Source organism: Parafrankia sp. EUN1f (assembly GCF_000177675.1).
GTDB lineage: Bacteria > Actinomycetota > Actinomycetes > Frankiales > Frankiaceae > Parafrankia.
This window is the reverse complement of sequence record NZ_ADGX01000009.1, coordinates 1-22,970: the sequence shown is the minus strand read 5'-3', so window position 1 is coordinate 22,970 and position 22,970 is coordinate 1. Positions and strand designations below refer to the sequence as shown.

The window sequence follows — 22,970 nt, the reverse complement described above, 5'->3', positions numbered from 1 at the left end:
AGCCTTGTGGACGCTGGTCGGGCCTGTGACGCCGGCGGGGTCTGTGGGGACGGCAGGATCTGTGGCAACGTGAGGTTCCTCTCGATACGGGCACGCCGAAGTCGCGCACTCGGCAGCAGCCCGAGCCCAGTTCTCCACGCACCCCGGAACGCCGGATTTTACCGATCACCGAGTCACCGAATTAACTATCAGAAACAAACAGGGTCACACCGGCACGCGTACCCGGGTCGCCGCCATTGGCGAATGGTCCCGCGGAAACCCGTCACCGCTCACCGGGCAGAAAATCCCAAACGCGGGGGTCAAACTCGGCAAATCGGATTATTCACCAGATGACGCCGGCATTCGGCCACGCGACGCGCAGGATCCCTGGCCGGGTCGGCCGGGCCCTACCGCGCCGCGTCACCGACTGGCACCTTCGGGTGAACCCGAAGGAGTTGCCGCCCACCGGATGCCCGACGGCCGACCGGCGGAGGCGGCTCAGTGCCAGGATCGGCGACGTCCCTCGCGAATCGCGCGGAAGCGAATCGGGCGGAAGGAGGTGTGACGAGCAGTGGGCAGACACCGCCGCGTTCAGCCCAGCCCAGGCGCGCGGTTGGGGCAGCCGATCCGCAGGGTGGCGGGGGTGGCAGGCACGACGATCGTGCTCACCGGCGGCGTGACACTGGCCGGAACGGTGGTGGCCAGCCCCGTGGCCACGGCAGCCACCCAGACCCGGGTGATGATCCTGGGTGACTCGGTCACCCACCAGACCGCCGGGGACTACACCTGGCGTTACCGGCTCGCCCAGCACCTGGGCCTCAGCGCGCCCGGCGCCGTCGACTTCGTCGGGGACCGCATCGACGTCTGGGACAACACCGCCAACACTGCCGGCTCGAACGACTACGTCGACGCCTGGTTCGACCGCGACCACCACTCCATCTGGGGCGACGCCACCCGGACCGAGCGCGACGCGGTCGAGGGCCTGCTGCGAGCGACCCCCGCCGACGTGCTCATCGTGGCGCTCGGCGCGAACGACCTCACCTACTTCTCGACCCCGCAGCAGGCCGCCGACGACATGCTGGCGCTGATCAACAACGCCCGACGGGTGAACCCCGACATCGACGTCGTCGTCGCCCAGGTCCTCGACCGCTCCGACTACGCCGGCGGTCGAAACCTGCAGCCCCAGGCCACCGCCTACAACACCCTGCTCGACCAGCAGATCGGCAACTGGCAGACCGCGACGTCCAAGGTGGTCGTCGCGCGGGACTACGCCGACTGGAACCCCTACCAGCACACCTGGGACGGGTCACACCCGAACCCGACCGGCGACTTCGTCATCGCCCGCGGGGTCGCGAACGCCCTGGCACAGCTCGGGATCGGCACGACCTTCGGCCCGCTGTACGGCACCGTGCCCTGGCCCGGCACCGGCCGCGCGGTCACCACCGTCGGGAAGCCCGGCCAGCACACGTTGACCTGGGCGGCGACGCCCGGCGCGTCCGCCTACCTCGTCGAGCAGCGGGTGCTCTCCTACGGCGAGCAGACGTTCTACCGCCTGCCGTACCCGCTGGCGGCGAAGCCCGGGACGAACACGTGGACGACCGGCACCCTGCCAGCCGGGCTGAGGACCGAGTACCGGATCGTCCCGATCAAGGGCAACATGACCGGCCAGGCCGGCCCGTCGGGCACCGCCACCGCCCAGTAACCACCTGTCAGGCCGGGTCAGGGCGCGCTACGCCGCCGCGGTCTCGGCGATGCGGTCGGCGAGGCTGGGCGGCTCCGAGACCGCGGCGACAAGGGTCGGTACGGACCGGACCTGGTCAGCAATGAATACGTTCGGTGCACCTCGCGGCGACCCGGTCCGCACGCTCAGGCCTCGTAGGATGACACGGCTCGCCAAGCGACGGGTATCAGCCGGGCTGGGTCCGTCCAGCTCCGAAGATCTTGTGGAGGTGGGCCACCGTGGCACGCGGACCGGTAAGCGCGGATCCGGGCGACGAGCAGCTCTCGGTACGTGGCCCGGCGACGTCGGCCGCGGGGCTGCCCGCGGTCTCCCACGCGCTGGGGCAGGCCTGGAGCCAGATGGGCGTCCGGCGGACGGTGACCACGCTACGGCTGCTCAACCAGACGTCCGGCTTCGACTGCCCGGGCTGCGCCTGGCCGGACCCGGACCACGAGCACCGCCACCTGGCCGAGTTCTGCGAGAACGGCGCGAAGGCGGTGGCCGAGGAGGCCACGCTGCGGCGGCTGACACCGGAGTTCTTCGCCACCCACTCGCTGACGGATCTCGCCGGCCGGTCGGGCTACTGGCTCGGCCAGCAGGGCCGGCTGACCGAGCCGATGTTCCGGCCGGCCGGTAGCGACCACTACCAGCCGGTCGGCTGGGACGAGGCGTTCGGGATCATCGCCGCCGAGCTGAACGGGCTGGCGAGCCCGGACGAGGCCGCGTTCTACACCTCCGGTCGGACCAGCAACGAGGCCGCGTTCGCCTATCAGCTGTTCGTCCGCGCGTTCGGGACGAACAATCTGCCGGACTGCTCGAACATGTGCCACGAGTCGTCCGGGGCCGCCCTCGTCGAGACGATCGGGATCGGCAAGGGCAGCGTCACCCTGGACGACCTGGAAACGGCCGACCTGGTGCTCGTCGTCGGGCAGAACCCCGGGACGAACCATCCGCGGATGCTGACCTCGCTGGAGAAGGTCAAGCGGCGCGGCGGCAGCATCGTCGCGGTGAACCCGCTGCCGGAGCCGTCACTGCTGCGCTTCCGCAACCCGCAGCGGCCCGCCGGCGTCCTCGGCCGTGGCACCACCCTCGCCGACCAGTTCCTGCAGATCCGGCTGAACGGCGACCTGGCCCTGTTCCAGGCGGTGTCGCGCCGCCTGCTGGACGCCGAGGACGCGAACCCGGGCACCGTGCTCGATCATGACTTCCTTCGCGAGCACACCACCGGTTTCGAGGCCTTCGCGGCGCACCTGCGCACGCTGTCCGACGACGAGGTGCGGGCGGCCACCGGCCTGGCCGACGCCGAGATCGACGAGCTGACCCGCCGGGTGCTGGCCGCCGACAGGATCGTCGTGTGCTGGGCGATGGGCCTGACCCAGCACGCGAACTCGGTCGCCACCATCCGCGAGGTGGTCAACTTCCTCCTGCTGCGCGGCAACATCGGCCGGCCCGGCGCCGGGGTGTGCCCGGTGCGCGGGCACAGCAACGTGCAGGGCGACCGCACCATGGGCATCTGGGAGAAGATGCCGGACGCCTTCCTCGACGCCCTGGGCACCGAGTTCGCGTTCACCCCGCCCCGCCGGCACGGCTACGACGTCGTCGACGCGATCCGCGCGATGCGCGACGGCCGGGTCGGGGTCTTCGTCGGGATGGGCGGCAACTTCGTGGCCGCCGCGCCCGACACCGCCGTCAGCGAGGCGGCGCTGCGCGGCTGCCGGCTCACCGTCCAGATCTCCACCAAGCTCAACCGGTCCCATGTTGTCACCGGCGAGCAGGCCCTCATCCTGCCCACGCTCGGCCGCACCGAGCTGGACGTCCAACCGGCCGGCCCGCAGTTCGTCACGGTCGAGGACTCCATGGGCGAGGTGCACGCCTCCCGCGGCACGCTCACGCCGGCCGGGCCGGCACTGCGCTCGGAGGTCGCGATCGTCTGCGGGCTCGCCGCCGCCACCCTCGGGCCGGCCACGCCTGTCGACTGGGCCGGCCTGGCCGCCGACTACCGGCGCATCCGTGGCCACATCGCGGCCGTGATCCCCGGGTTCGCCGACTACGAGCGGCGGGTGGCCGAGCCCGGCGGGTTTCGGCTGCCCCACCCGCCGCGGGACGACCGGCGTTTCCCGACGCCGTCCGGTCGTGCGGTGCTGACGGTGAACGCGCTGGAGGTGCTGCGCCCACCGCCCGGTCACCTGCTGCTGCAGACGATCCGCTCGCACGACCAGTACAACACCACCATCTACGGGCTCGACGACCGCTACCGCGGTGTCCGCCAGGGCCGGCGGGTCGTCTTCGTCCACGCCGACGACCTCGCCGCCGCCGGGCTGTCCGACGGAGGCCGGGTGGACGTCGTCAGTGTCTGGGCGGATGGCGTCGAACGCCGCGTCGAGGACTTCCGCCTCGTCGCCTACCCCACCGCCCGCGGCTGCGTCGCCGCCTACTTCCCCGAGACCAACGTCCTGGTCCCCCTGGACAGCACCGCGCGGCGCAGCAACACCCCCACCTCGAAGTCCCTGGTCGTCCGGCTGGAGCCACGGCTGGCTGCCGGGCGGGATCCGGGGGCTTCGTGACCGCGCCCGCCGGCGCCCAGCACGGGGTGCTGCTGCTCTCCTGCCCGGACACGCCGGGCATCGTGCACGCCGTCGCCGAGCTGCTGCTGCAGGAGAAGTGCACGATCGTGGCGAGCCACCAGTTCGGCAGCGCCGCCACCCGCACCTTCTACCTTCGGGTCGAGTTCGCCCACATCGACGGTTCCCGGCTCGACCTCGACGAGCTGCGGGCGCGGATCGCACCACTGGGCGCCCGGTTCGGGATGACCTGGCGGCTGGCCGACACCGCGCATCGCACCCGCACGGTCATCATGGCCAGCAGGTTCGCGCACTGCCTAAACGACCTGCTGTTCCGTACGTCGATCGGCGAGCTGAACCTCGACGTCGTCGCGGTCGTGTCCAACCATCCCGATCTCGGCGGCATCGCCCGCCATTTCGACGCCCCGTTCCGGCACCTCCCGGTCACGCCCGCCACCAGGAACGAGGCTGAGGCCGACCTGCTCGATCTCGTCCACGCCGAGCAGGTCGACCTGGTCGTGCTGGCCCGCTACATGCAGATCCTCTCCCCGCGCCTGTGCGAGCACCTCGCCGGCCGAGCGATCAACATCCATCATTCGATGCTGCCGAGCTTCAAGGGCGCGAAGCCCTACCACCAGGCCTACGCCCGCGGGGTGAAGTTCATCGGCGCGACCGCCCACTACGTGACCGAGGACCTCGACGAGGGCCCGATCATCGAGCAGGAGCTCATCCGGGTCGACCACACCCTCGACCCGGACCAGCTCGCCGCCCGCGGCCGCGAGGCGGAGACCCGGGCGCTGGCCCGCGCCGTGCGCTGGCACACCGAGAACCGCATCATCCTCAGCGACGGCAAGACCGTCATCCTGCACTGAGCGCGGCACCCGGCTGGCGACGACCCCCGCGGTCGGGGGCACACCTTAGTGCCGTCGACCGACGATGACCCATACGCATCGTGACCACGCTCCTACCGTCAAGACATCCGTACTCACCGGTAGAACCCTTCGGTAACACTCGCCGGTAACCGTACGGAGGCCTGTTCCGACGGCAGGAGAGATCATGAACAGATCGGTAGGGTCAGGGCGTCGAGCGCGCCCGAGGGCGATGCGCCGCAAGGCGGGAGTCTTACCGTTAGCACTGGCCGTGACGGTGGCCGCGGTGCTGACGGCGTTCCCCGCCGGGCCGGCCCACGCCGACACGGCCCCTGCTCCCGGGTCGGTCGTCCCGGACGAGGACCCCTTCTACGACGCCCCCGCGGACATCGCCTCCTACCAACCCGGCGAGGTCGTGGCCACCAGGCCGGTCACACCCAAGGGCCTGACCGGCGTCAGTGCCTGGCAGATCTCCTTCCGCACCAACGACGCCCACGACTCCCCCGAGCTCGCGGTCACCACCCTGCTCGAGCCGAGAACACCCTGGCGTGGCACCGGTCCTCGGCCGGTCGTGTCCGTCCAGGTCGCCGAGGACTCCACCGGCACCCAGTGCGCCCCGTCGTACGGGCTGGCGTCCGGCAACGGGGTGGGCGCGATCATCGCCACCGGATCGGCACAGCCGATCCTCGACCGGGGCTGGGCAGCGGTCCTGCCCGACTTCGAAGGCGCTGCCTCGGCCTTCATGGACGGACTACTGGCCGGCCATGTCGTGCTGGACAGCATCCGTGCCACCAGAAGCGCGGGCCTGGGCGGCGTGGGAACGGCCAACCCATGGGCAGTCGAGGGCTATTCCGGTGGAGCCCAGGCCACTGGCTGGGCCGCCCAGCTGCAGCGTTCCTACGCCCCTGACGTCCAGCTCGTGGGAGCGGCGATAGGCGGCATTCCCGCCGACCCCGCCGCGGTCAGCCGGTACATCGACGGCGGTCTGGTCGCCGGCTTCGTCTTCGCGGCCACTGCGGGCTTCGACAGCCAGTACCCGGAGGCCGGCATCGGTGCGATCCTGAACGCCGCGGGCAGAAAGGCGATGGCCAATGCCCGCGGTATCTGCATCATCGATCTGCTCGTCAGGTTCGCCTTCAGGAAGCTGGCCGACCACACCACGGTGCGCGACCCGCTGGCCATACCCTCTGTGGCTCGCGTCCTGGCCGCCAACACTCTCGGTGCCGCGGCCCCCACGATGCCGATCTACGACTACCACGCCGACACCGACGAGATCGTTCCGGTCGCCCAGGACAACACTCTCGTAAGCCGCTGGTGCGCCGCCGGGGCCACGGTCCACACCGTCCGCGACCTCATCGGTGAACACGCTCTCGAGGCCATCGTCCGCCAGAACGACAAACTCGCTTTCCTCTCCGACCGCTTCGGCGGGCGGGCGCCCACGAACACCTGCCCGCGCTGACAGCGCGCCCCCTCCCGCCGGCCCGGCACCCGGCTGGCCGGCGGGAGGTAGAGGTAAAGGTCAGGCAGTGTTGGCCGCAGTGTTGGCCAGCTCGCCCAGCAGTGCGCGGGTACGGGCCGCGTCCGGGCCGGAGAACGCGGCGGCGACGAAGTCGGTGACGCCGGCGTCGCCGAACTCCTCGATCCGGGCCCGCACCGACTTCTCGTCTCCGATCAGCGCGATGTCCGCCGGGCCGGCGACCCCCTCGCGGTCGAGCATGGCCCGGTAGGACGGCAGCGTTCCGTACACCTTGAACTCCCGGGCCGCCCGCTCCCGCGCTGCGTCGGTGTCGTCGGTGACAGCCACCGGCAGCATCGCCACGACCCGGGCCGGTGGCCGCCCGGCCTCGAACGTGGCCGCCTGCAGTGTCGGCACGATGTGGTCACGGACCGTCGACACGCCGGTCATCCACAGCACGGTGCCGTCGACCCGGGCGCCGGCCAGCCGCAGCATCTTCGGCCCGAGTGCCGCGACCAGCACCGGTACCCGGCCCACCCGGGGCGTGGTGAGGCCGGCGACGGCCCGTACCGTCTCGCGCCTGACGTCGGCCTGCTCCCCGTCGAGCAGCGGCAGCAGCGCATCCAGATAGTCGGAAAGGTGCCGCAGCGGGCGGTCGAAGCTGTAGCCGAGCATGCCCTCGATGACGACGCGGTGCGACAGCCCGATGCCCAGGGTGAGCCGCCCGCCCACCGCGAGTGCCGTGGTCAGCGCCTGCTGCGCGAGCGCCACCGGATGGCGGGGGAACGTCGGCACGACCGCCGTACCGACCTCTATGCCGGGGACCTGGCCACCGGCGACCGCCAGGGCGGTCAGCGCGTCCAGCCCGAAGATGTTCGACAACCATGCGGACTGCATGCCGTTCGCCGCCGCGTCGGCGAGTTCGTCGCGCAGCCGCGTGAGCGCGTCCGGTCCGCGGGAATCCGTGAGGGTGATACCGATACGCATGATGACTCCGTCCGTCGCCGATCGTCTCGCCGTCGTGTCCGTGCCGGTTCCGCCGGTTCCAGTTCCGTTCCCGATCGTCCCGCCACCCGCAGCACACAGCACACCGGCCACACAAGATGCCGCGATAACCGCCGCCGACGCACCACTATGTACACGGTGCGCCCACATCGCTCCGCAGGAGACGCGCCCGGGGGCAGTTCACCCAAAGTATGATCCGGACGTCAGCGCGGGGTACGCCGTGATACCGAAAACGGCTTTCCGCACAAAGCAATCGCGGGCGGAGACGGGGGATTGTCGATGTCCCATGGACGCACCGGCGACGAGCTGCCCGCCGACGACCTGGACGCGCTCACCAGGACAATGGCCGACATCGAGTACCTGGCGCGCAGCGGTTCCGCGCTCGCGGCACAGGCCGAGGGCCATTTCGTCGCAGCACCCGGTCTGGTCGAGCTCGCCGACACCGAGTGCCTCGACGGCCCGTCCGGTCTGCGCCCCTGGCTGGATGACCTGCGGGCCGCGCGAGAGTCCGGCCGCGACGAGAAGGACGTCGCCACCGGCATCGCCGCCTGGCGGCTGCGGGCCGAGAGCACTCGCGAGATCGTGCGGACCATGGTCGACACCAACGACAGGGTCATCCAGGAGTCGACCGAGCTCCTGAGCGAGCTGCGCCACCGGCTGGAGGGCTTCCAGGTCAAGGCGGGCCATTTCGGCGTCGCCGAGGAGCCGGAGTTGTTCCGCCTGCATGCCGCGGCTCAGGAGGCACTCGGTCGGCCACCGGTCGATCTGGACGCCGCCGCCCGGCTGGTCGCGGAGTATGTCGCGGCCGTGAACCGGCACGGCCCCGACGCACCGGACGCGCCCGACACACCCGAGGCCCGCTGATGCCCGAGGAGCCTCCGACACTGCGCCATCAGCGGTGCCCGGTCTGCCGCACCACGCGCCGCCAGGAGGAGCCGTTCTGCCTCGGCTGCCGGCTCGAGTTCGCCACCGGTAACCCACCCCGGCCGCCGCGACCGCCCCAGCCACCCCGGTTGGTTCCTTTCCGCAGAAGGCGCTGGGAGCTGCACATCGAGGCCGACCGCGGGTACTACGACTCGCTCCGGCAGGATCCGGTCTTCCCTGCCCAGCCGCCACCGGCCCAGGTCGCGCCGCTGCGGGCCGCGGTCGTCGTGCTGGGTTCCCATTCATCACCGCGCCGCCTTCCTCCCGGGGTCGATCTGGTGAAGCCGCCGCCGGACCCGGGCATGTCGGCGTTCCACGCGCAGCTCGACCTCCAGTACGACGGGCGGTACATGCTGCATGACCTCGGCTCCCTGAACGGCATCCGGCTGCGCCCGGGCCACCCGCGACTGGGCCCGCAGGAGTGCGTCCGGCTGGGCGACGGCGACGCGTTCTTCCTCGGTTCCTGGACCAGGGTCACCGTTCGCCACAGCTGGGATCCGCCGAGCCCGCCGAGCCCGGAGGGCAGCGAACGTCCCACCCGCGCCTGACACCGCACCGAGCCGTCGTGCCCGGAGCGAATCAGGAAAGGACCTACTCTGATATGACTCTCCGTACCAGATCGACACGATTTCGGGGGTTGGCGATGTCCGGGGCAGCGCGGCCATGAGCGACGAGCCGTCCGGCGTCCCCTGCATCCGGCCGCGCTGCAACGGCAAGGGGATCATCGGGCCGCGCGGGCGTTGCACCGTCTGCGGGCACCCTCCGGAGCAGGACGAGCCCGAGGCCGAGGAACAACCGCCCCACCCACGACCGGAAGACCTCACCGATCCGACCCGGCCGCCGTCAACAGCGAACGACTCGGCTTCCGACCCACCACCGGTCATCTCGGACCAGCACGTTCCGCCCGATGACTGGCGATGCGAGGGATGCGGCAACGATCTCAACGCCGCCGCGGTGGCCAACGGCCACTGCCCCAGCTGCGGAAACCCCGTTTCCCCAGGTTCGACGACGCCGGCGCTGCGCACTGACGACCTCGTGGAGGGGCGCTACCGGATCCTCGGTCGGATGGCCCGCGGTGGCCAGGGCTGGATCTACGCGGCGAAGGACGAGCGGTCCGGTAGCTGGGTGGTCCTCAAAGGCCTGCTCGACACCGGGGACGCCCAGGCCCGAATAGCCGCGGAACGCGAACGCGTGTTCCTCACCGCCGTGGAGCACCCCGACATCGTCCGGATCCGCGACTTCGTCACGCACAACGGCGCGGAATACATCGTGATGGACTATGTCCGCGGTGATTCCCTGGAGAAACTGCGACGGGACCAGAACGGCCGGCTGGACCCGGCCGACGCGACACGTTACGTGCAGCGGCTGTTACCCGCGCTGCGCTACCTGCACGAACGCGGCCTGGTCTACTGTGACCTGAAACCCGAGAACGTCATGGTCAGGTCGGACGCCATCATGCTGATCGACCTGGGCGGAGCACGCCGGGCCGACGACCTGACATCGGCCTATCTGAGCACGCCGGGTTTCCGCGCACCGGAGATCGACGACACGGACGGCTCGGGCGGCCCGGGTCCCGCACCGCGTGCGTTCCCGTCGGTGGCCTCGGACATCTACGCCGTCGGGCGGACCCTCGCCGTTCTTCTCCTCGGCACCGGCTGGGGCCTGGGCGGCGAGCATCGGCACAGTCTCCCGGCCCGCGACGAGCACCAGGTGTTTCGCGACCACGAGTCGCTGCACCGGCTGCTGCTGCGCGCCACCGAGCGGAACCCGGCCGCCCGGTTCACCGACATCGCCGAGCTGGAGCACGAGATGCTCGGTGTGGTGCACGAGATCCTCGCCAGGCAGGACTCCCGGCAGAAGACCGATCGCGCGCTGCCTCCGCCGCTGAGCCGCCGGTTCACCCCGATGCCCTACCTCACCGGCGAGGACGACGATCCGCCGCCGGACGCCATCCTCCCCAGCCCCCAGGTCGATCCGGATGACCCGGCCGCCGCTGCCCTCGCCGCCATCCCGGCCGACGGCGATCCGTCCACCATCGCCCGGATGCTGGCCGAGCTCGCGCCGATGACGGTGGAGGTACAGCTGCGGCGGGTGCGTTTCGAACTCGACGCCGGGCGGCCGGGCAAGGCCCGCGACCTGCTCGAGAAGATCGCCCGGGATGACCTCGGCGCCCGGCCCGGACTCGGGCTCGGCTGGCAGCGTCCGCCCCAGGTGGGTCGCGTTCTGGGGCATGACGGCGCCCCGGGCGGTGGGGCCCGGGGCGTCCTGAGCGACCCACCACGGCCGACCGACTGGCGGGTGGACTGGTACAGAGGTCTCGTGGCCCTCGCGGAGGGGAAGGCCGCGGACGCGGCGGAACCGTTCGACAGGGTCTTCTCCGCCGTTCCCGGGGAGCTCGCGCCTCGGCTGGCGCTGGCCGTCACCTACGAACGTGCCGGCGACCACGACCGGGCGGCCGAGTACTACGACGTGGTCTCCGTTGCGGACCGGTCGGCGATCGGCGCCGCCTTCGGGCTGGCCCGCTGCCGGTCGAAACCCACCGACCGGATCGCCGCGTACGCCCGGGTACCGGAGACATCGCGTTTCCATCCCGAGGCCCGCGCGCGCATGGTCGAGGCGCTCGTCGCCTCGCTCACGGCGGAGCTGGACGCCTCGACCCCACGCGACCGGTCGATGGAGCTGGCCGAGGAACGCCTGGAGCGGGCCTGCCGGCTGCTCCGCAACGGCGAGCGCGAGATGACCGCGACCCGGCGACTCGGCCTGCGGCTGAGGATCTTCCGAGTCGCGAGTGCCCTGTTGGCCGCGGGTGCCCTCCCGGCAAGGGGCACGGTTCTCGGCCACCCCTGTGATCCGGACAGTCTGCGCCTCGCGGTGGAGAAAACGCTGCTGGAGCTGGCCAGCCACACGGAGGATCGCCGCACCCGGGTACGGCTCGTCGACGAGGCGAACCGGATCCGCCGCTGGACCTGGTACTGAGACCTGCACGGTGCTGAGACCTGCACGCAAGGGAGGACTACATTGATCGCCTTCGAGGTCAGCGTCGCCCAGAACCAGTTCCTGCCGTCGGGTGAGACCGACATCGACGCCATCGTGTCCGTGCGGGCCCGCACGGACGGGGCCACGGCCACCCCGGGGCAGCGGGCCATCGTGCTGATCATCGACGTCTCGAGCTCCATGGGAGCCGTGCCCGACCGACAGATCGCCGCGAAGGCGGCGGCCCGAGCGGCGGTCGAGGCCCTCCCCGCCGGGACCCTCTTCGCCGTCATCGCGGGCAATCACCAGGCTGAGGCCGTCTACCCGGCCACCGGCCTGGCCAGGGCCGACCCGGAGACCCGCGAGGAAGCGAGGTCGGCCATCCGCCACCTCAGGTCCCATGGCGGGACGGCGATGGACACCTGGCTGACCCGGGCCCGAGAGGTGTTCGACCGGCACCCGGAAGCGACGATCCGGCAGGCAGTCCTGCTCACCGACGGCTACAACGAGTCCCCGCGGGAAGAGCTCGAGGCCACGGTCAGATACAGCGAAGGCCACTTCCGCTGCGACTGCCGGGGCATCGGTGTCGGCTGGAAGGCCGAGGACCTGCTGTTGATCTCCGACCGGCTCCAGGGCACCTCCCTGGACACACCCACCGGCGACGACCTGCAGCGCGACTTCCGCGACCTGGTCACGGCGGCCGCGTACCGGGCGGCGAGCGCGGTACGGCTGCAGGTCTGGATTCCCCTCGACGCCAGGATCCGGTACGTCAAGCAGGTCGCACCGACCATCCAGGCCCTGACCGCGGTGCCGGATCCCGACGACCCCCAGACGTTCGACTTCCCCATCGGCGACTGGGGCAACGAGCAGCGCGACTACCAGATCGGCATCGGCGGCCTGCAGGACCCGGGCGCGGACAGGGGACGCCGCCCGGGCGAGAAGGCGAGCCTGGCCGGCTGCGTCACGATCGTCCACGACGGCCCGAGTTCTCACGGTACGAGCGGCACGGGCACGGGTCTGGACGCCGGCGGCGAGATCTTCGCGCTGTGGACCGAGGACGCCTCCCGCTACTCGGTGGTGAACCGGGAGGTTGCCAGGTACGCGGGGCTGGTCGGGTATGGCGAGGCCGTCCGCCGCGGAGTCGCCGCGTACAGCGAGCACGACCTGGCGCTGGCCGCCGAGCACCTCGGCCGCGCGGTCCGGCTCGCGTACGAGGCGGGCGAGCAGAAAAGGATCGATCAGCTGGAACGTGGGCTGCTCACCGTCATCGACGCCGCGGCCGGCAAGGTGCGGATCCGCGAAGACGTGAGTGCGCACCAGCTCAACATCAACGAGCTGCGCTCGCGGTGGACCGTCCCCATCGGCTGAACTCCTGCCGGGCCGTCAGGCTCACGGCCCGGCAGGAGTGCGGAGCTCACCCTGCCGGCCAGCCGGGGTTCCGGGCCAGCGGCGCGGCGGCTTCGGCTTCCTCCCGGGTCACGTGGAACCAGTTCTGATAGCTCGTCGCCCAGCCCCCGCTGGCCATCATGTCCCGCAGCACGCCGTTGACGAACTGGACGAACTCTTCATCGCGCAGCTTGTTCGCGTTCGGGTCATCGAGGTGGCTGCGATGCAGCGCGACACCGTAAGGCTCGGCCAAGTCGTCGCCCGCAGCGGTGACGCCGCCGGGGGGGACATCCACATACTGGTCCCGTGCCTTCATTCCGGCGAGGATGATGTCATCGGTCGCGACCCCGTCAGCCTCGCCCTGCTGCACCGCGACGAGGCAGTCGGCGGCGCGGGGGCGCAAGGTGATTGTCAGCGGCGGGTCGCCCGGAGCCAAAGCACTGCGGGCCGCATCCTCGAGCTTCTGCACAGAGGTCGCGCCCTCGGTCGAGCAGATCGTGTAACCCGCGAAGTCGCGAAGCGTCTTGAATCCGGCCTTCGCGGGAACCAGCAGGGCGAAGCGCGACTCGAAGTAGACCCCGGAGAACAGGATGTTCTCCTTTTCCTTCCGTTCGCAGGTGATCGTGTAGGTCGCGACGACGATATCCACGCCTGAGTTCGGGTTCTTCAGGAGCGCGGCACGGTCCTTCGTTGTCACCGCGCGGAACCGGATCTTGCTTTCTCCCCCGTTACCGAACAGGGCGGTGGCGATGGCGCCGGCGATGTCGACGTCGAAGCCCTCCAGCGTGGGCTCCGTCCAGTTCATCGAGCCCGCGGGCGGAGCGTCGGTGACGATCGCGACGGTCAGGTCGCCCTTGCGCCAGATATCGTCCATGATCGAGCCGGGGCGGAAGACTCCGGGCGTGGGCATCGACGCTGGCGGAGCCGGGCTCCAGCGAACGGGGCGCCCGTCTGCGCAGGGTTTCGCCGCGCCGGACCCGTCGCTGCCGGTGCTCGTGCTCGTGCTCGTGCCCGTGCCCGTGCCCGTAACCGTGATATCGGCTGTCCTGGTGGCGGTGGCGGCAGGCCGTGGCTCGATCTCTGCCGGGAACCTCGCACCGGTCGTCCCACAGGCACCGAGCACGGCGGCGGCCACGACGATCACCAGCGCGGACACCCACCGACGGCGGGCACGACGGCCACCACGTGCCCACCGGCCCTGGGGTGGAGCCGGGGCCGGCGTTGGAGCGCCGGTGGTGTTCACCGCTGGAACCGGTAGGTCTGAAGGCGGTGCCGCATCCCCATGTGGACGAGGATCGCCGCGAGGAACAGCATGCAGCCGGCGGCCCAGCCCAAAGCCGTCGGCACCGGCGATTTGGCGGCCGCCATATGCGCCTGGAATCTCCTGGTGCTGGCGCTGACCGCGGTCTCGAAACTGTTGTCGAGATCCGCGAAGGCCGCCGCGCCCTCGCCGACGGTCAGCCGCGCCGCTCTCAGGAACTCCGTGCCGGTTCCGGAAAGAGCTCTGGTGACCTCATCATGGTTCCGCTGCCAGCGCGCGATATTGGTCCTGATCTGGCCCACGGTCTCCGCCGGCAGCTCCTCGACGGTCATGGCCTCGCTGAGGTCGGCGAGCGAGTTGTCCCAGTCGTTTTCGGAGTCATCGTTGACGCCCAGCGACAGCACCGCCAGATTCTCGTCGGCGCGGGCCTGCGAGGCGAAGACCCGTGCCTGCGACAGTGTCGTCATCGGGATGTACCCTTCGTTCACACTGCTGCTGGCCCTGGATTCCTGGAGCAGAGCACTGGCACCGAACAGGCTGGCCGCCGCCAGCACACACCCGGTCGCGGCCACCAACCGGATCTCGAAAACCCGGCGGCTTCGTCGGGAGTAATAGACCTGCAGCCCAAGCAGCACCGTCCCGCCGCCGGCGACGAACACGACGAGGAGCAGGTCGACACGGCCGTCGGTCGCGGTGCGGAAATCGGCGTCGACCCCGTTTCCCGCGATCCCGATCAGGCTGTCGACCCGCGGGATGATCTCCTGCCGAGCCAGGTCGGAAGCCCTGCGGAGATACGCCTCGGCGGTCGAGCTTCCCGTCCGCACGTAGGCCTGGGCCGTGTTCACCAGGCCTACGTACTGCGGGATCAGCTCCCCCAGCCTTTTCAACAGGTCGTCGGCGCACTCCCGCCCGACTGACGGGCCGCCGGAGGGGCAGCCCTCGACACCGAGTCGCCGCATTTCGACAACACCCGCCGCGGCCGTCTCGACGTCATCGTTGGTCGTGGCACGGTCGGCCGCGGTGCCGTACGCGGCCCGTTTTTCCTCCGGCGTGTCGTGAACGGGGTCCGTCTGCGCCACGTGTGCGAACACCGACGCTGCCGCGGCCGCGTCGGCGCTCGACACCTTGCTGCGGACAAGCTGGGCCTCGATAACGACCTCACCGGCCCGGTTCCTGGCGTCGGCCAGCGCGTCGGCACGCACGGACGCCACGAAGATCATTGCAGTCCCGGCGACGAGCAGCCAACCGACGACGAAGAGGGCGGTTCCGCGGAGCCGGATCGGTGTGTCGGCCCGGCTCCACCGGGAGACCACGGGGCTGGCCGCCGCCCCGGCGAGTGCCACGCGCTGCACAGAACTGGCCACAATCCGGCAATATATTCTCCGCGATGCGCCTGGTCCGCACCGCCGCCGAAATACGCCGTGTTCCCGACATCTGTCCGCTGGACGCCGTCCTGACAACGGCCAGGAGAGCCTGCGAAGATTTCCGTGATCCGCGCAGTCGACGGTGTTCCCCTCCAGGACCCGTGGTACGTCTGGCATATCCCCTGGCTGGAGATCGCGGATCGCCAGTGCGACGACGGAGGAACGATCATGTGGCCGACGGGCCGGTGGGCAGCGCGGCGGGCCGGGCGGCGGCGCGGCCACGGTGGTGTGCGGTGATCTACGACCGGGAACAGGTCGCCCGGGCGCTGCCGGACTACGTCCTCGGCGCGCATCTCGGCTCGGGAACCTTCGGGGCCGTGCTCGCCGCGCAGCACCGGGAGATGGACCGGCCGGTGGCGGTCAAGGTGCTGCCGGCGAAGACCTTGCGGGGCAACCGCATCGACGAGGCGAAGCTGCTCGGTCAGCTCGACCACCCACATGTGGTCCGGGTCTACGACTCGAGGCGGACCGACGACCTGTGCCTCGTGGTGATGGAGCTGCTGCCCGGCGGAACGTTGACCCAGCGGCAGGCCGACCTCGGGCCGGCGCAGGTCTGCGCGGTCGGCCTGGCGGTGGCCGCGGCGCTGGCCTACATCCACCGGCGGGGTGGCCAGGCCCAGGGCCTGCTGCACCGCGACATCAAGCCCGACAACATCCTGTTCGCCGCGGACGGAACACCGAAGGTCGGCGACTTCGGGATCGCGAAGCTCTTCGACGGATCGGGCGCCGCGGCCAGCGGGCTCGCCGGCACCCCGGCGTACATGGCGCCCGAGCAGTTCAACGGCGACCGGCTGAGCCCGGCGACCGACCTGTACGCGCTGGCCACCGTGCTCTACCAGGCGCTCGCGGGCCGCGCCCCCTACGACGGATCAAAGGAGTGGGGCCTGCTGCGCTACCAGAAGCGCAAGGACCCCCACCCCGCTGGACGACGTGCCCACCCCCGTCGCCACGGTGATCCTGCGGACACTGGCGAGGTTCCCTGCGGACCGCTACGCCAGCGCCGTCGAGTTCGCCCTCGCCCTCGCCCGGGCCGGAAGCGAGGCCTTCGGCCCGGGTTGGCTCACCCGGGTCGGGCTCCCCCTGCACCTCGACGACGCCGTCCGGGCCGCCGCCGGATCCGGCGTCCCCGGCGGATCCGCCGCGGACACCACCGGCCAGCGGACCATCGTCACGCACGGCGGGCCGCGACGGCACCCCGAGCCCGGCGGCACCCGCACCGGCCAGCCCGGCGGCACCCGCACCAGCCAGCACAGCGGCACCCGCACCAGCCAGCGGCAGACCCGACACGACGACCATCCGGAAGTCCTCGCCGCGGCGCACAGCGACGCCAGCGAGCTGAGCGAGGTCGGCGACCACGAGGCCGCCCGCACCCTCGACGAGGACACGCTCGCCCGGCGCCTGCGCGTCCTCGGGCCCGACCACCGCGACACCCTCGCCACGGCACACAACCTCGCCGCCGACCTCGCGGCGCTCGGCGACCACCGCGGTGCCCGCGACCTCTACCTGGACACCTTCGCCCGGCGCCGCGCCGTCCTCGGCCCCGCCGACGCGGGAACCCTCACCACGGCCTTCAACCTCGCGGTCGTGCTGAGCGCCCTCGACGAGCACGAGCACGCCCGCGCTCTCGGCGAGGAAACCCTCAGGCTGCGCCGCGGCACGCTCGGCCCCGACCACGACGACACCCTCGCCGCGGCCTTCAACCTCGCCGTCTACCTGGGCCGGCTCGGCCGCTACCAGGAGGCCCGCACGATCGGCGAGAACGTCTGGGCCGACCGCTGCCGGCTCCTCGGCGCCGGCCACCCCGACGTTCTGCGCACCGCGGCGGCGCTGCAGTGGTGGATCCACCAGGAGCAGGCCGTCGCGCAGGAGCAGACCGTCGCGCCCACTCCGTGAGCTGATCGGTCCTCACGGTCGGTCCTCACGCCGCCGCCACCGCCCGGTCAGCGTCGGAGCAGGCCGGCTTCCTGGATGGCCGAGGCGACGAGCTGGCCGTCCCGGGTGAAGAAGGTGCCCCGGGAAAGCCCGCGCGCGCCACCGACGCTGGGGCTGTCCTGCGCGAACAGCAGCCAGTCGTCGGCGCGGAAGGTTCGGTGGAACCACATCGCGTGGTCGAGGGAGACCACGTCGAGGCGGCCCGGCCCGGCGCCGTAGGGCAGGCTCGCGGTGCTCGCCAGAGTCAGATCGGACAGGTAGGTCAGCGCGCAGGCATGCAGCAGCGGGTCGTCCGGCAGCGGCTGGTCGACCCGCACCCAGACGTTCTGGCGCGGCATCCCGTCGGCGGCCGCGAGCGCGCGATCGAACGTCGGCCGGTGCGCCGCGCCCTCGGCGCCGCTCGGGATCGAGCGGACGTCGATCAGCAGGAACGGCCGGTACTCGGGGGCCTCGTCGATCGGCCCCCACCAGCGGCGCAACGTCTCCGGCGCCGGGACGTCCGGTGCCTTCAGCTGGTGCTCCTCGGGGGTGTCACGCGGCCGTTGGAACGACGCCGACATCGAGAAGATGGTCTCGCCGTTCTGGACCGCGCTCACGCGGCGGGTGGAGAACGACCGGCCGTCTCGGATGCGTTCGACGAGGTACAGGATCGGCGCATCGGTGCGCCCCGGCCGTAGGAAATAGCCGTGCAGGGAGTGCATCCACCGGTCGGGCTCCACCGTCCGGCCCGCGGCGATCTGGGCCTGCGCCGCGACCTGCCCGCCGAAGGCACGCATCGGTGCGCCGTCATGACACGAGCCACGGAAGATGTCGCGATCGATGTGCTCCAGCGCCAGCAGGTCCGAGAACTCGGGCCGCTGCGCGGTCACCGCCACCTGCCCGCCGGTACCAGGGCGGGCAACTCCTGCACGGCTACCAGCCGAAACGAAAGGATCAGGGCCACGGTTGGAGGCTACGCCGTACCCGCCGCAGCCCGCTCATCCCAGCTCGCCGCGGCCCGCGCATCCGGCTCGCCACGGCCCGCTGATCGCAACGCGCCGCGGCTCAGCCCGGCTCGCCGCCCACTCCGGCGCCCGGCGTGACCAGCCCGGTCTCGTAGGCGACGACAACCGCCTGCGCGCGGTCCCGAAGTCCGAGCTTCGCCATGATCCGCGCGACGTGGGTCTTGACCGTCGCCTCGCTCAGGACGAGCCGCGCCGCCAGCTCCGCGTTGCTCAGGCCGGTCGCCAGCAGCTGGAGCACCTCGACCTCCCGCGGGGTCAGGGTGGAAAGCTCGCGGTGCAGCGTGGTGCCGCGGTCGGTGCGGGCGAAACGCTCGACGAGCCGCCGGGTGATCGCCGGTGCCAGCAGCGCGTCGCCGAGCCGGACCAGCCGCACCGCCCCGACCAGCTGCTCCGGGCTGACGTCCTTGAGCAGGAAACCGCTGGCGCCGGCGGCCAGCGCCGCGTACACGTACTGGTCGAGGTCGAACGTCGTCAGGATGATCACCCGGGGCGCGCCGGTCGCCGCGGCGCCGCCGAGGATGCGCCGGGTGGCCTCCAGCCCGTCCATCTCGGGCATGCGGATGTCCATGAGCACGACGTCCGGGCAGGTCCTGCGCACCGCCTCCACCGCCTGCGCGCCGTTGGCCGCCTCGGCGACGACCTCGATTCCGTCTGCGGCCAGGATCATCGCGAAACCGGCACGCACCAGCGCCTGATCGTCGACGATCACCACCCGCAGCGGCGGCGCCGCCCCTGCCGTTGCCGCACCGGTCACGGTGCCGCTTCCGTCCTGACAAACACCGACCTCACACCTGACAGGGTGTCACGGCGCGGGCACCGGGATCGGCCCCGGCACCGGGATGACGGCGGTGACGCGGTACCCACCTGTGGGCCGCTCCCCGGCCTCCAGCGTGCCGCCGTACACGGCGAGCCGCTCCCGCAGGCCGATCAGCCCGGCACCGCTGCCGGCGGACGCCGCCGCGGTGGGCGTGCCACCCGAGTCGGTGACGTCGATCCGGAGCCGGTCGGGCTCGTACCCGAGGCGGACCTGGATGCGCGCCCCGGCGGCATGCTTCATGGTGTTCGTCATCGCCTCCTGCACCACCCGGTAGGCCGTCAGGTCCGCCCCGGTGGACAGCGCCAGCGGCGTCCCTTCGGTGCGCACCTCGACCGCGACGCCGGCGTCACCGACCCGGGCGACAAGCGCGTCGAGCTGGCCGAGGCCCGGCTGCGGCTCCAGCCCGTTCTCGGCCCGATCCCTCGTCTCCGCCGGTGGCATTGTCGTCGTCAGCAGGCCCATCACATGCCGCAGCTCCGACATCGCGGCCCGCCCGCCCGCCTCCACCGACAGCAGCGCCTCGCGCGCCCGGTCGGGGGCGAGGTCGAGCACCTTGCGGGCGGCCCCGGCCTGGATGACCATCACGCTGACGTTGTGCGTGACCACGTCGTGCAGCTCCCGGGCGATCCGGGCCCGCTCCTGGTCGACCGCGCGTCGGCTCGCCGTGGCCTGCTCAGCCTCGAGGCGCCGGATCCGCTGCGTCTGCCCGTGGATGGCGTTCGCCGCCAGCCCGATCGGGATCAGCAGCAGGAACGGCAGGTAGGCGGAGGAGATCTCCGGCACGGTGCGCTCGTGGCGCACGGCGACCACCGCCGCGCCGACCAGGACGCACGCGACCGCCGCTCGCCGGTGCGGGCTGTACATCGCCGCGCTGTAGGCCGCGATGAGGACCGAGATGAAGGTGAACACGGTCGTGTCGTCGCCGGTGGCACGCACGTGGACCAGCAGCGCCGGGACGAGCACCGCGGCGTAGGCGGTGAGTGGACGCCACCTGCGGGCGAGCAGCGGCAACGCGCTCAGCCCGGCGAGGACGAGTTGCCAGAGCGGGGCGCGCCCGGGCAACTGCTGGGCGTACTCGAACGGCCCCACCGGCGCGGCCCCCGGCCAGCCCTGGCGGACCAGCGGGTCCGGCGGGTCCGGCCGTTCTGGCTGTTCTGGCTGTTCTGGCCGTTCTGGCTGTTCTGGCCGTCCTCGCTGTTCTGGTTGTTCCGCCGGGTCAGACGGTTCCACCGGGTTCCGCTGGTCCTGCGCCTGCGAGTGCTCGCCGACGCTGGTTGACACAGGCACTCGGACGCTGAAATCGCCGGATGACTGCCAGGTCGCGATCATCGTCGCGGCCGCGAGCACCACCGCCAGGATCACGTCCGCCGCCCAGGCCCAGGCCGACAGCCCGCCGGCCGGGCCGTCGACGCGAGGTCGGAGCCGCCGCCAGCGGTCACCGGGGCTGGGGCGCGTCACCGGACCAGTGTGGCAAGGCGGAACAGCCGGCACATCAACCCCAGCGGTCAGCTGACTACATCGACCGCGTACATCCCCAGGATGACCTGCCGGTCGATCAGCCGGAAGCGGTACCGAACCTCGCCCCCGCGGGCGACGTGCCGAGCCCTGCTCCGGGCCTACCGTCCGCGTTGACCCGACCACGGGCGCCCCCCCGGCCGTCCCGCGGCCCCGGGCGCCGGCCCTGCAGCCGAGGAGGAACCCCGTCCGTGACCAGCACCGAGCCCCTCATCAAGGAGCCCGCCGCGGGCGCACCACCGGTCATAGAGCTGCGGGAGGTGACCAAGAAGTACGACTCCGGAGCGCCCGCGCTCGCCAGCCTGTCGCTGCGGGTGAGCCCCGGCGAGGCGCTCGCCATCCTCGGCCCGTCGGGCAGCGGCAAGTCAACCCTGCTCAACCTGATCGCCGGGCTCGACCGGCCGAGTTCGGGCGCCGTCACAGTGGACGGACGCCGGATCGACCAGATGAGTGAGACGGCGTCGGCGAAGTTCCGCCGTGGCCGCGTCGGCATGGTCTTCCAGTTCTTCAACCTGCTCGACGACCTCACCGTGCTGGACAACGTCCTGCTGCCGGCCCAGCTCGCCGGGATGCCCCGCGCGCAGGCCCGGGAACGTGCCGTCGGCCTGCTCCGCCACCTGCACATCGACCGGTACGCGACGGCCTACCCCGGCCGGTTGTCCGGCGGGCAGCGGCAGCGGGTCGCGGTCGCCCGCGCGTTGGTCAACCGCCCGGCGCTGCTGCTCGCGGACGAGCCGACCGGGGCGCTCGACACCGCCGCCGGCGAGGAGGTGACGGCGCTGCTCGCCGAGCTCAACCGGGAAGGGCTGACCGTCGTGCTCGTCACACACGACGTCCGGCTCGCCGAGGCGACCGCGACCCGTGTCATCGAGCTGGTGGACGGCGCGATCGTGCGCGACGCCGCGGTGGTCGGTACCACGGTGCGCGATTCCGCGGTGGGCGCCTGATGCCGGCCGTCGGTCGGGTGGTGCGCTCCGGGGTGTCGCGCCGGCGGGTGCAGACCGCGGTGATGGTGCTGACCGTGGTCACCGCCGTGAGCGCCTCGGTCCTCGCGGCAGGCCTGCTCGTCGCTTCCCGGGCGCCCTTCGACCGCGCGTTCGCCCGGCAGGCCGGGGCGCATCTCACCGCGCGGTTCGACGGCGGCGCCGTCCATGCCGACACGCTGGCCGCGACCCGTTCCCTTCCAGGAGTCGCGGCCACGGCCGGGCCTTTCCGGACGCTGTCCACGCGCCCCACCGCGGTCACCCTGCCCGACGGCGGCAGCCTGGACATTCCGGACGGACAGCTGCCGCTGCTGACGTTGGTCGGCCGCTCGGCGGCGGACGCGGCCGGCGCGGTCGACAGGGTGAGCCTGGTCGACGGCCGCTGGCCGACCGGGCCGGGTGAGATCGTGCTCGACGCCGGTGCTTCGCTGCCGCCGTTGACCGGACTGAAGCTCACGCTCGCCGATCTGCCGGGCGCTCCGGTTCTCACGGTTGTCGGCCGGGGCCGATCCATGACGCACAGCGCGTCCGGCTGGGTCACGCCGGATCAGCTCACGGCCCTGGTGGAGGCTTTGGAGTCGGCGGGCTACCAGATGCTCTACCGGTTCACCGCGGCCGCCACCGAAGCCGAGGTCCAGGCCGGGCGGGACGCGATCAGCGAGGCTCTGCCGGCCGGCACGATGACCGGCTCGCAGTCCTATCTGCCCGTCCGGAGGAGCGCGCTTGCGGACACCACGGTCTACGTCCCGTTCGTGGCCGCCTTCGGGCTGCTGGCGCTCGCGATGTCCGCACTGATCATCGGCATCGTGGTCAGCGGGGCGGTGGGCGCCTCGACCTGGCGGATCGGGGTGCTCAAGGCACTCGGCTTCACGCCGGTCCAGGTGGTGCGGGCCTACGTCGGTCAGGCCCTGGTACCGAACGCGGTCGGCACGGGACTCGGGCTGCTTCTGGGCAACCTCGCGGCGGTCCCGGTCCTCGACCAGCAGGCCTCGGCCTACCAGGTGGGGGCGCAGACCATCCCGCCCTGGGTGGACATCGCCGTCGCCGGCTGGGTCCTCCTTCTCGTCGGCCTCGCCGCGCTGCTCGCCTCGGCGCGGGCGGGCCGGCTGCGCGCGATGGACGCGATCGCGGTCGGCCGGGCGCCGCGTGCCGGCCGCGGCC

The 22,970-nt window shown here is 71.8% G+C and carries 17 protein-coding genes and 1 pseudogene; 12 read left to right on the top strand and 6 right to left on the bottom strand.

Translation table 11 applies throughout. The features are described from left to right. Window positions 1–622: 622 nt before the first annotated feature. From FREUN1FDRAFT_RS03920 to FREUN1FDRAFT_RS03905, 4 genes are all read left to right on the top strand, one after another. Complete coding sequence (locus FREUN1FDRAFT_RS03920) at window positions 623–1,681, top strand: SGNH/GDSL hydrolase family protein (RefSeq protein WP_232295030.1); 1,059 nt, start codon at window positions 623–625, stop codon at window positions 1,679–1,681. A gap of 257 nt (window positions 1,682–1,938) precedes the next feature. Further along, window positions 1,939–4,263, top strand: a complete 2,325-nt coding sequence (locus tag FREUN1FDRAFT_RS03915) for an FdhF/YdeP family oxidoreductase (RefSeq protein ID WP_006538640.1) — start codon at window positions 1,939–1,941, stop codon at window positions 4,261–4,263. Next, on the top strand, window positions 4,260–5,132 hold the full coding sequence (purU, locus tag FREUN1FDRAFT_RS03910; RefSeq protein WP_006538639.1) for a formyltetrahydrofolate deformylase: 873 nt from the start codon (window positions 4,260–4,262) through the stop codon (window positions 5,130–5,132). Before FREUN1FDRAFT_RS03915 ends, purU begins: the two co-directional genes overlap by 4 nt. A 283-nt stretch (window positions 5,133–5,415) precedes the next feature. Then, complete coding sequence (locus FREUN1FDRAFT_RS03905) at window positions 5,416–6,588, top strand: lipase family protein (RefSeq protein ID WP_157474290.1); 1,173 nt, start codon at window positions 5,416–5,418, stop codon at window positions 6,586–6,588. A 60-nt stretch (window positions 6,589–6,648) separates the two neighbouring features. Here FREUN1FDRAFT_RS03905 and FREUN1FDRAFT_RS03900 read toward each other — a convergent pair whose 3' ends face one another. Next, on the bottom strand, window positions 6,649–7,572 hold the full coding sequence (locus FREUN1FDRAFT_RS03900; RefSeq protein WP_006538637.1) for a TIGR03564 family F420-dependent LLM class oxidoreductase: 924 nt from the start codon (window positions 7,570–7,572) through the stop codon (window positions 6,649–6,651). 297 nt (window positions 7,573–7,869) lie between these two features. Between FREUN1FDRAFT_RS03900 and FREUN1FDRAFT_RS03895 the strand changes: the two genes are divergently transcribed. The 4 genes from FREUN1FDRAFT_RS03895 (at window position 7,870) to FREUN1FDRAFT_RS03880 (ending at window position 12,855) form a co-directional block, all read left to right on the top strand. Next, window positions 7,870–8,454, top strand: coding sequence for a hypothetical protein (locus FREUN1FDRAFT_RS03895; RefSeq protein WP_006538636.1), 585 nt, complete (start codon window positions 7,870–7,872; stop codon window positions 8,452–8,454). Beyond that, window positions 8,454–9,062 carry an FHA domain-containing protein gene (locus tag FREUN1FDRAFT_RS03890; protein WP_006538635.1) on the top strand — a complete coding sequence of 203 codons (609 nt, stop codon included), beginning with the start codon at window positions 8,454–8,456 and terminating at the stop codon, window positions 9,060–9,062. The genes FREUN1FDRAFT_RS03895 and FREUN1FDRAFT_RS03890 overlap by 1 nt, the downstream gene beginning before the upstream one ends. 115 nt (window positions 9,063–9,177) lie before the next feature. Next, window positions 9,178–11,490: a serine/threonine protein kinase gene (locus FREUN1FDRAFT_RS03885; protein ID WP_006538634.1), complete on the top strand. Its 2,313-nt coding sequence runs from the start codon at window positions 9,178–9,180 to the stop codon at window positions 11,488–11,490. Between the two features lie 42 nt (window positions 11,491–11,532). After that, a complete protein-coding gene (locus tag FREUN1FDRAFT_RS03880; RefSeq protein WP_006538633.1) occupies window positions 11,533–12,855 on the top strand; it encodes a VWA domain-containing protein in 1,323 nt (440 codons plus the stop codon). 46 nt (window positions 12,856–12,901) lie between these two features. Here FREUN1FDRAFT_RS03880 and FREUN1FDRAFT_RS03875 read toward each other — a convergent pair whose 3' ends face one another. Both FREUN1FDRAFT_RS03875 and FREUN1FDRAFT_RS03870 read right to left on the bottom strand, forming a co-directional pair. Then, on the bottom strand, window positions 12,902–14,017 hold the full coding sequence (locus FREUN1FDRAFT_RS03875) for a transporter substrate-binding domain-containing protein (RefSeq protein WP_232295029.1): 1,116 nt from the start codon (window positions 14,015–14,017) through the stop codon (window positions 12,902–12,904). 95 nt (window positions 14,018–14,112) lie between these two features. After that, complete coding sequence (locus tag FREUN1FDRAFT_RS03870) at window positions 14,113–15,594, bottom strand: hypothetical protein (RefSeq protein ID WP_232295028.1); 1,482 nt, start codon at window positions 15,592–15,594, stop codon at window positions 14,113–14,115. Here FREUN1FDRAFT_RS03870 and FREUN1FDRAFT_RS47895 point away from each other — a divergent pair. Both FREUN1FDRAFT_RS47895 and FREUN1FDRAFT_RS39450 read left to right on the top strand, forming a co-directional pair. After that, window positions 15,522–16,457 (top strand): annotated as a pseudogene (locus FREUN1FDRAFT_RS47895) (serine/threonine-protein kinase); the annotation flags it as partial. The gene FREUN1FDRAFT_RS03870 and the pseudogene FREUN1FDRAFT_RS47895 sit on opposite strands and share 73 nt — an antisense overlap. A 31-nt stretch (window positions 16,458–16,488) precedes the next feature. Beyond that, window positions 16,489–17,451, top strand: a complete 963-nt coding sequence (locus tag FREUN1FDRAFT_RS39450) for a tetratricopeptide repeat protein (RefSeq protein ID WP_006538630.1) — start codon at window positions 16,489–16,491, stop codon at window positions 17,449–17,451. Between the two features lie 47 nt (window positions 17,452–17,498). Here the strand turns inward: FREUN1FDRAFT_RS39450 and FREUN1FDRAFT_RS03860 are convergent, their stop codons facing one another. From FREUN1FDRAFT_RS03860 to FREUN1FDRAFT_RS03850, 3 genes are all read right to left on the bottom strand, one after another. Further along, complete coding sequence (locus FREUN1FDRAFT_RS03860; RefSeq protein WP_006538629.1) at window positions 17,499–18,365, bottom strand: acyl-CoA thioesterase II; 867 nt, start codon at window positions 18,363–18,365, stop codon at window positions 17,499–17,501. 169 nt (window positions 18,366–18,534) lie between these two features. Further along, entirely contained in the window at window positions 18,535–19,248 is a 714-nt protein-coding gene (locus FREUN1FDRAFT_RS03855) for a response regulator transcription factor (protein WP_006538628.1), read from the bottom strand. Window positions 19,249–19,296: 48 nt separating this feature from the next. Beyond that, complete coding sequence (locus tag FREUN1FDRAFT_RS03850; protein ID WP_063745260.1) at window positions 19,297–20,769, bottom strand: sensor histidine kinase; 1,473 nt, start codon at window positions 20,767–20,769, stop codon at window positions 19,297–19,299. Window positions 20,770–21,017: 248 nt separating this feature from the next. Between FREUN1FDRAFT_RS03850 and FREUN1FDRAFT_RS03845 the strand changes: the two genes are divergently transcribed. Then, window positions 21,018–21,773 (top strand): ABC transporter ATP-binding protein, encoded by a 756-nt coding sequence (locus FREUN1FDRAFT_RS03845; RefSeq protein WP_006538626.1) that lies wholly within the window; start codon window positions 21,018–21,020, stop codon window positions 21,771–21,773. Then, a partial coding sequence (locus FREUN1FDRAFT_RS03840) for an FtsX-like permease family protein (RefSeq protein ID WP_006538625.1) occupies window positions 21,773–22,970 on the top strand: 1,198 nt, incomplete at its 3' end. The genes FREUN1FDRAFT_RS03845 and FREUN1FDRAFT_RS03840, both read left to right, overlap by 1 nt.

Excerpts from the sequence above, each read along its gene's own strand:
- FREUN1FDRAFT_RS03900 (WP_006538637.1), bottom strand. The coding sequence starts at position 7,572 with ATGCGTATCGGTATCACCCTCACGGATTCCCGCGGACCGGACGCGCTC.
- FREUN1FDRAFT_RS03895 (WP_006538636.1), top strand. The coding sequence starts at position 7,870 with ATGTCCCATGGACGCACCGGCGACGAGCTGCCCGCCGACGACCTGGAC.
- FREUN1FDRAFT_RS03890 (WP_006538635.1), top strand. The coding sequence starts at position 8,454 with ATGCCCGAGGAGCCTCCGACACTGCGCCATCAGCGGTGCCCGGTCTGC.
- FREUN1FDRAFT_RS03885 (WP_006538634.1), top strand. The coding sequence starts at position 9,178 with ATGAGCGACGAGCCGTCCGGCGTCCCCTGCATCCGGCCGCGCTGCAAC.